Raw genomic sequence first — 7,285 nt, 5'->3', positions numbered from 1 at the left:
GAGGGATCTAAACAGGGATCTAAAATCCTGATTCAATCTAAATGAGGGAAAAGCAATAATCAAGTAATATCATTAAATCTCGTTTAATATCAGGCAAAGAAAAAGGGCGATATTTTCGCCCTTTATTTATGCGCTCTTGAAAAGGGTTTATTGAGGTTGTCTATTACGTGCATTTTCATAGGCTTGTAGGCGGTCTCGCTTGCCTACGGATAACACAAAAACGGTGATCTCATTATCTTGCACTTTATAAACAAGTCGATAACCCGCCGATCGTAGTTTGATTTTATAAAGTGCGGTCGAAAAACCGCTTAATCTGTCAGCTTGAACGTGCGGATTTTCTAAGCGTTCGTACAATTTCTTCTTAAATTGGCTTTTTACCGGCTCGCCTAGTTTCTGCCATTCTTTTAAGGCTTTTTCGTGGAATTTTAGACTATAAGTCATCAAGATTCACCGCGATAAATTCACCGTCTTTCATGCGTTCTTGTGCAATTCTGCCTAACTCTGCATCTTCTGCCAATTCTTGAAAATATTCAAAAAGTGCGGGCGTAACACAATAAAAAGCCGGTTGATTACGGTTCAAAATAGCGACTGCGCCCCGTTCGCTTGCCTGTGCAATGCCCATCGGGTCGCGTTTTAAATCGGTAATGCTTGCCACCTGCTGTGTCAAAATTTGGTGTATTGCCATGATTTGCTCCTTATTCAATAGTTTTAGTTTAATAATAGCACTCTAAAAAGTTTTTTTAAAGTGTTTATTGGATATAGAAATGATTGGATGGGCTTGCGTTTCGCTTGATAAAGTATGCTTATTTTTCTGTCGTTTTGGGTTGTGGCCATCATAAAAATAATTTTTTCCTGTGAGTATGTTTTTTTCATAGGAAACATAGGAATTTTAGGAACGAAAATTTTTTTATTTTATTTATCAAATGCTTAAGTGCTGAAAAGTGTTCCTATTTTTAGTTTTCAAAATAGGAACAGAATAGGAATTTTTTAGGAACGGAAGAAAGTCATTTTTTCAAAATAGGAATGAAAAGGGAAAAAATAGGAACAAAAGGCAATAAAATAGGAATAATAAACCATAGAATAGGAATAGTTTATTTTTATAAGATATTGATTTATAAATGTTCATTATGATTTATTCCTATTTTTCCTATAAAAAATAAATTTAACCCATAAAAAATCTTTTTTACGGCATAAAAAAGCAAGGTGTGCGCCTTGCTCTTTTGGTTATTTAGTCGTTTTCCTCTTCGATTTCCGGCTCATCTGAAAACGGCATAATCTTAAATGCTCTAAATTGTTTTCCCATCATCTTTTTGGGTACTTTGAACATAAATTCATAGCCTGCCTCTTCTGCTTGTGGTCTTTTCAATATGCCGGCATTGAACAGCACGCTTTTTAGCATGTTTTTAGGGTAAATACTCATTGCCTCATAAAAAACGGAAGGGATCACAAAATAATGTTCTACAAATTTAGATTCTTTCACATTATCCGATAATACTCTCACCCCAGCTATTTTCTGCGGCGTTCTTGCGTTTGGGTCGTGCGGATACTCAATAAAACAAGATTCATTGACTAAAAGCCAATTCACCACGCTATCAATAATGCTGGTTTCCTCTCGGCTGTTTTCGCCAAATTCTTCTTTCCAGTTAAGAAAGTTTTTCAAAATGGCTTGCGCGCTTTCTTCTTCCGTCCATTGGGTTAAATCCTTGGCTAAGCATAAAGCGGTCTCAAGCACCGCAAAACGATCACCGGCTACCCGTTGAACTTGTCCGCTCATATTGCTAGATAAATCTAACCATTTTTGCCGGATTGCTTTATAGGCGGTTTTGATGTTGTCCGTATTCTTGGCGAGAAAAGCAATCCATTCACGCCCAATCACGCCAAAACATTCTTGCACTTTTTCGTTTAAATGGTCGGCGTGGGCTTTATTATTCGGGAAATGGTGTAAATTATTCGCTTCTTCCAAAGGAACGTTCAAAAGCCGCACTAATTGCCCGGCGTGTACTTTTGCCCCTTGTAGCCTTAATTGCGTTTCTAAATCTTTTTCACCGGTTGAAAGTGCAGTCACTTTCCAGCGTTTTATTTGTCGGTTTCCGCCCTCTTTCTCGCCACGTATTTTGTCCGTCTCGTTGAACAGGTCATAAGCGATATTTTCAAGGTTTTTCCCGTCTTTGGCTTGCCCAATTTCATCAAGAGTAATAAAGCCGTCATTGCGTGCGGCGGCTTCATTCTTAACGCCTGTTGCCGTAGTACTCCAGCTTAATTTGATTTTGTCGGGGTTGCCGTAAATGCTGTTGGCGATATTTAATGTCGTGCTTTTCCCTTTTGAACTTTCGGCGAAAAGGTGAACCCCAAAGGATTCCCGCCCTAAAAGTGAAAGCATAGGGGCCGTAAGTGCAACCGCCACGCCCAACATCATTGAAACATTGCCTTTTACATTCTGCGCGATTTCCCGTTGCCAATCGCCAAGCGTGCCGGCGGTGATATAGCCTAAACTTGAACCGGTTTTATCGGTAAAATAAATCGGTTTTTTAGGTGTGCCAATAATTTCCCCGTTTGGCAATAAATACGCCCCATTGAGCCAGCCTGTAACATTGGTGATCGTCCATTGTGTCGAATGGTTGCCGTTAAAGTGAAAATGCTCGGTGAGCTTTTGAGTTAAGCCCGATCCCTGTGTCATCTTCAAGCCTTGCGCCTTCAACATCTTCCAGCCGGCATCCGTGCCAAAGTCTTCACGTGCGATCGCAACTGTGCGAGGGGTGTTTTCATCTCGGTTTTGCCATTGGAACAAATAATAATATTCACCACTTGCAGTTTTACCTTCACCCACTAACGCTAAATTGTCGCAAATCCACGTTTCTTTTTCTTGAATGATCTCGCCGGTGTCTCTATCCACTTTGGGCGTTATATAATGTAATCCTTTAATCTTGCCATTTTCTCGATATTCAACATAAGGTGTTTTGCGTGGGGCGTTGCCTTGTTCTTCCGTTTCTATCACGATTTCAGCCGTATTGCGTGCCTCTTCATCTTCCCTTAGGCGTAAAACATAGCCGCTTAAATCCTGCTTATTCTCGCCTAGGTTATCGGCAAAAAAGACTTTTTCAGCCTTGGAATGTTTGGCTATGGCTAAAAGTAAGGCGGTTTCTTGTGCTTGGCTGACTTCACCAAAATGGCAAAACGTCACCGCATGAACCTCTTCTTTTAAAATCTGATAATTGCTTGCATTCGCCAATTTTTCAGCATCTAAAATAAGCGGCTTATAATCATCACCTAAGCCTAATTTATCACGCAATAAGCCCCATTCTAGCCTGTTTCCTTTCTCTTTCCCAAATCCCCATGCTTTCCACGCTTTATCACCGATCAAAGCGTAAATATGCTCATAGGCTACGCGCCCTTGTTCGTCAAAGTGCGGTACTTTTGGCGGTTGTTTTTTATATGCCATAATTCCCCCTAACCTTGATTTCTATGTTTAAAAAACGCAATCACATCGCCGGCGCGGTATTTTTTCGGGCGGCGTGGTCGTGGATCGCCTAACGTTGCCGGAAAGCCCGGCAATTTAATTAAGGTTTGAATCACATAACAATAAGAACAGCCCGCATAGTCGGCTATGTCGTGTGGTGTCCATATTTTATCGGCGTTTAATTGCTGCGCTTCTATGGTTTGCACTCGGGCTTTCAGGCTTTCCAATTCCTTTAATAAAAAATCTGTGGTTGGTTTCTTTTCCATATTTCCCCCTAGCGTTGTTGCCGTCTTGCTTGTTTTTGTTGGGTGCGCTGTTTTTTCTTGCGGCGTTGTGCTTTGGCTTTGATAAATTGCGCTTGTTGTACTAATCGCTCGGCTTTCTGCCATAGGGCGATTCCCTCTTCATCGCTAAAAATTTCAATCAGCGTGCCATTTGGTAAAGTGATTCTATGCGTGATCATGGCTCGCTCCTTTCGGTAAAGTAGGTTGGGATTTGGGAAAACATTGATCTAATTTCCCTTGAATTCGGTCGATCTGTAACTGTTGAAAGTGCGCAATATTCAACATAAAGCCGCGCAATTCGTTTACCTCTTTCAAATAATCGACAGCACCAGCCATTTCTAAGCACGAGCCTAAGGTTTCAAGGCGTGAAACTTCCGCTTGGATTTCATCAATAAAAGAAAGGGAAAGATTAGGCATAAATCCCCCTTGCGCAAAAGTGCGGTCAAATTTCGGGTTGATTTTGGCGATAAGTGAAAGGCATTGAAAATCGGCACTCAAGCTTAGGCGCGCATTGGTTTCGTTGTTGGCTTGAATAGTTTGAACGCACAAATTAAAGTGCGAGTGCGTGCGATTCACGCATAGAAATTTGTAGATCATTTCTGCGGCTTCCTGTAATAAATTTTGAGGAACTACCGCTAAAGTTTGCAGGCTTGGGCGGTAGCACATAACGGGCTGCAAAACCGTTATTACAGGAAAACGGCAAAGGGCGGAACCTTTCCCATTATGCGCTACCATTGAGAATAGACTATCAGAAAATAGGCTATATTGAATAGGTGCGTAAACGCTACGAACAAAAAAAGCACGATTTGGCGTGCTGTTCGCCTGTAATAATAAAACGATCTTGCAGTGACCGGCTTTAGATTTTGCTAAAGCGGATTTAATATAGTTTAATTTCGTTTTAACTGTCAAGCCGCTTTGTAAAAATTTTCTGTTTTGGGGCGTAAAAAAGTTGCGCCCTACCGCATTAAACGGTAGATTGTCGTTTAAATAGTTCATTGAATTATTCGCTTTAAATTGTCGTTATAGGGAACGGGCTTATCTTTCGGGGTAAGCCCTTATTTTTTGTTTGAGGTTTCCGCTTTGTTATCTTGCGCCCATCGGTGTGTTTGAGCTACGGGCGAAAATTGCGCAAATTGCCCTTGTTCAAATCCGGCGCGAACAATGCCTTTCAATTCGCATGATTCGCAATAAACGTGAGCAACCGTCACAACTGCGCTAGGGCGTGTGGAACTCCGGATTTTCAACGCTTTTCCACATTCCGGGCAATCAAGCCGCAAGCCTGCCATCTTCGTCGCCTTTTGTATGGTTGGGATTTTGTTTATCTAACCAGGCTTGCACATCTTCACGCGCCCATCGGTTAGTTCTGTCATATTTAAGCGGTTTGGGAAAATCGCCCCGTTTCACTAAATAATAAATTTTTGTGCGAGAGGCGATCCCCATTTCTTCTAACTCTTGAATAGTTAATAAGGCTTTTAATGTCATATTCTTTCCTTTTATTTAAGTGCGGAATTAACCGCACTTTTATTTATTAAACGGCAATAAAATTTTCTGTCTGTTTCTTTTCTTCTTGCACATGTAAACCTAATGCAAAATAAAACATCATCTTTTCATTTCCTGTTAATCTCCCATAATCCGGAAAAATAGCACTATATTTTAAAATTCTTTCCTGATTTAATTCATTCCGAATTTCATCTATAAATTTGTGTTGTTGATGAACCGGTAATTTTTTAAATTTTTCTAGTAAAGATAATGCAACATCTCTACTTTTTATCATTTCTTTACTTTCCATTTTCTTCATCTCCCAATATTACGTTTTTGTATTCTATCGCCGCCATTAAATTAAGATTTTCCACGATATAACATTCTTGTCTTAAATAAGCGCTGATATAATCCATTGTCTCTTCATTATTATAAATTGAGCGGTGACAACTGCCTTTTTGTGTATAAATGCTTAGATTTTTTAACGTGGTAACTACGGCGCATTTTCGTGGGAATTGCGGCGGAATAATTGCCGGCATACCGCCAAAATAATTTGATAGATAAAGATTGTTGATACCGTTATTTTCTGAATAATTAAACGCCCCTTGAATATTGGCATTCGCTTTCGCCACTAAATCCGCCCCCACAAATAAAACAAGATCATTGCGTTCTTGATATTGGGTCGGAAATTTATTGCGGAGTGCGGTCGCCAATTCGTCTAAATTTTTATAATCGGCTTGTTCAGAAAATAAGGTAATTTTGCCCGCACTTTTTCCGCCGCTAATCACATTTGCCGGGTTTTGATCTTTCAGTTGGGCGAGCCAACCTTTCACCACATCGGATAGATCTTCGGCTTGTGTGTTTGTCGCCTCGCTTTCACCGTGCCAGTCCATTTGCAGCATATCTAAAATAAATTGCTGTTCCGTCAAGCGTGTGAAATTTTCCGAAAAGTTATCTTGAATCACTTCAAGTTCATCAATTAAACGCCAATCAATTTGCACACCGCTGTCGATTTCTTGGAGTTGATAAATGTCGCCATATTCCACAATAGAACGATTACGCCCATCTTGTTTGCGCCCCGTTGTTGTGCCTTTTAATGCCCCAAAGATTTTTTTATCTTTTTGATTTTTCACTGTTATCCAGTTAATCGAATTGAGAAAATCGGAACGGCTTTTAAAATCTTTCATCAGCTCTTGCTGCGCTTTGTCATTGAGTGAAATGGATAATAAAACGTCTTTTCTTTCATCCAATTTATCTTGATATTTTGCCGCCAATTGGCTGGCATATTGTTTTAGTGGGGATGTTGTCATGTTGTTTTCCTCTTTAAAAAGTAAAGTGTGTTTATATACTCCGCAATCTTCATCAACGTTCACCTTTGTTTATTTTCGATTGCGTTGAGGATTTTAGGCAGATAAAAAAAGTCGGTGCGAAAATTAGAAAAATTTGGCTGTTTTTGGAAAAATTTGGCGTTTTTTAGAAAAATTTTGGGGAGTTTGGGAAAAAATAAGCATAAAAAAGCCCCATGTCTGGGGCTGGTCGCTCTTAATATGGGCTTCTCTCTAGGAATTTTTCCAAAAATGGGGCGATAGTTTTGGCTTTCCTCACTTTCCCGGAATAGCCCATCTTGCTTTCCATTTCTTCCAAAATATCGCTAATTGCTTCGGATATGGCGTTAAATGAAGGGCGGTTTTTATCTGTGATAAAAAAATCTTTCCGGTTTACTTTCTGAAATTTAGGATGATGCATAAAAACTAAGGCGTTAATAATACTTTGGTACATTTCATCGTTTGAGCCATTATTTAATTTTTCATCCGGTTTCTTAGTGTTTACATCTGTAAATAATCCAAAGTCTTTATTTAAAATATCAATTTCTACTTTTGATAAATAAATTTCATTTAAGTAATTAATAAAAATTTTATCATAATCAGGATCTATGCTAATATCGGAATCAAATAAAAGTTCTTTGTTTATTTCTATCGTTTCACAAATAAGTCTCGCCAATCCAGTTTTAGAAAGATAAATTGATTTTCTTATATTATTAAAATAACTCTCTTTATCTAAGGAT

At 39.3% G+C, this 7,285-nt stretch carries 11 protein-coding genes; all 11 read right to left on the bottom strand.

All coding sequences use genetic code 11. The annotated features are described in order from the left end of the window. Positions 1 to 147: 147 nt before the first annotated feature. A complete protein-coding gene (locus BKK47_RS08770; protein WP_077494480.1) occupies positions 148 to 441 on the bottom strand; it encodes a type II toxin-antitoxin system RelE family toxin in 294 nt (97 codons plus the stop codon). Next, positions 431 to 685 (bottom strand): type II toxin-antitoxin system Phd/YefM family antitoxin, encoded by a 255-nt coding sequence (locus BKK47_RS08765; RefSeq protein WP_077494479.1) that lies wholly within the window; start codon positions 683 to 685, stop codon positions 431 to 433. Before BKK47_RS08765 ends, BKK47_RS08770 begins: the two co-directional genes overlap by 11 nt. Positions 686 to 1,228: 543 nt before the next feature. After that, on the bottom strand, positions 1,229 to 3,439 hold the full coding sequence (locus BKK47_RS08760; protein ID WP_077494478.1) for a DUF927 domain-containing protein: 2,211 nt from the start codon (positions 3,437 to 3,439) through the stop codon (positions 1,229 to 1,231). Between the two features lie 8 nt (positions 3,440 to 3,447). Continuing rightward, positions 3,448 to 3,723 carry a hypothetical protein gene (locus tag BKK47_RS08755; RefSeq protein WP_077494477.1) on the bottom strand — a complete coding sequence of 92 codons (276 nt, stop codon included), beginning with the start codon at positions 3,721 to 3,723 and terminating at the stop codon, positions 3,448 to 3,450. 8 nt (positions 3,724 to 3,731) lie between these two features. Continuing rightward, the gene (locus tag BKK47_RS08750; protein ID WP_077474097.1) at positions 3,732 to 3,920 is read right to left on the bottom strand and encodes a hypothetical protein; all 189 of its coding nucleotides are present in this window, start codon (positions 3,918 to 3,920) and stop codon (positions 3,732 to 3,734) included. Then, positions 3,907 to 4,737, bottom strand: a complete 831-nt coding sequence (locus tag BKK47_RS08745) for a host cell division inhibitor Icd-like protein (RefSeq protein WP_077494476.1) — start codon at positions 4,735 to 4,737, stop codon at positions 3,907 to 3,909. The genes BKK47_RS08750 and BKK47_RS08745 overlap by 14 nt, the downstream gene beginning before the upstream one ends. A gap of 59 nt (positions 4,738 to 4,796) precedes the next feature. Next, complete coding sequence (locus BKK47_RS08740) at positions 4,797 to 5,027, bottom strand: transposase (RefSeq protein WP_077462864.1); 231 nt, start codon at positions 5,025 to 5,027, stop codon at positions 4,797 to 4,799. Next, entirely contained in the window at positions 5,008 to 5,223 is a 216-nt protein-coding gene (locus tag BKK47_RS08735) for a helix-turn-helix transcriptional regulator (RefSeq protein ID WP_077462863.1), read from the bottom strand. Before BKK47_RS08735 ends, BKK47_RS08740 begins: the two co-directional genes overlap by 20 nt. A gap of 46 nt (positions 5,224 to 5,269) precedes the next feature. Further along, on the bottom strand, positions 5,270 to 5,530 hold the full coding sequence (locus BKK47_RS08730) for a hypothetical protein (RefSeq protein WP_077494475.1): 261 nt from the start codon (positions 5,528 to 5,530) through the stop codon (positions 5,270 to 5,272). After that, positions 5,520 to 6,530 carry a phage major capsid protein, P2 family gene (locus BKK47_RS08725; protein ID WP_077494474.1) on the bottom strand — a complete coding sequence of 337 codons (1,011 nt, stop codon included), beginning with the start codon at positions 6,528 to 6,530 and terminating at the stop codon, positions 5,520 to 5,522. The genes BKK47_RS08730 and BKK47_RS08725 overlap by 11 nt, the downstream gene beginning before the upstream one ends. A gap of 232 nt (positions 6,531 to 6,762) precedes the next feature. After that, positions 6,763 to 7,285 (bottom strand): hypothetical protein (locus BKK47_RS12460; RefSeq protein ID WP_158074759.1); only part of this gene is annotated, 523 nt, incomplete at its 5' end.

The organism is Rodentibacter mrazii (assembly GCF_001998825.1).
GTDB classification, from domain to species: domain Bacteria; phylum Pseudomonadota; class Gammaproteobacteria; order Enterobacterales; family Pasteurellaceae; genus Rodentibacter; species Rodentibacter mrazii.
The sequence above is the reverse complement of the archived record's forward strand: the minus strand, read 5'-3'. Positions and strand labels throughout refer to the sequence as shown.

Bases quoted from the DNA above. Each gene is read 5' to 3' on its own strand.
- BKK47_RS08750 (WP_077474097.1), bottom strand. From the start codon at position 3,920: ATGATCACGCATAGAATCACTTTACCAAATGGCACGCTGATTGAAATT.
- BKK47_RS08745 (WP_077494476.1), bottom strand. From the start codon at position 4,737: ATGAACTATTTAAACGACAATCTACCGTTTAATGCGGTAGGGCGCAAC.
- BKK47_RS08765 (WP_077494479.1), bottom strand. From the start codon at position 685: ATGGCAATACACCAAATTTTGACACAGCAGGTGGCAAGCATTACCGAT.
- BKK47_RS08740 (WP_077462864.1), bottom strand. From the start codon at position 5,027: ATGGCAGGCTTGCGGCTTGATTGCCCGGAATGTGGAAAAGCGTTGAAA.
- BKK47_RS08760 (WP_077494478.1), bottom strand. From the start codon at position 3,439: ATGGCATATAAAAAACAACCGCCAAAAGTACCGCACTTTGACGAACAA.
- BKK47_RS08730 (WP_077494475.1), bottom strand. From the start codon at position 5,530: ATGGAAAGTAAAGAAATGATAAAAAGTAGAGATGTTGCATTATCTTTA.
- BKK47_RS08735 (WP_077462863.1), bottom strand. From the start codon at position 5,223: ATGACATTAAAAGCCTTATTAACTATTCAAGAGTTAGAAGAAATGGGG.
- BKK47_RS08725 (WP_077494474.1), bottom strand. From the start codon at position 6,530: ATGACAACATCCCCACTAAAACAATATGCCAGCCAATTGGCGGCAAAA.
- BKK47_RS08770 (WP_077494480.1), bottom strand. From the start codon at position 441: ATGACTTATAGTCTAAAATTCCACGAAAAAGCCTTAAAAGAATGGCAG.
- BKK47_RS08755 (WP_077494477.1), bottom strand. From the start codon at position 3,723: ATGGAAAAGAAACCAACCACAGATTTTTTATTAAAGGAATTGGAAAGC.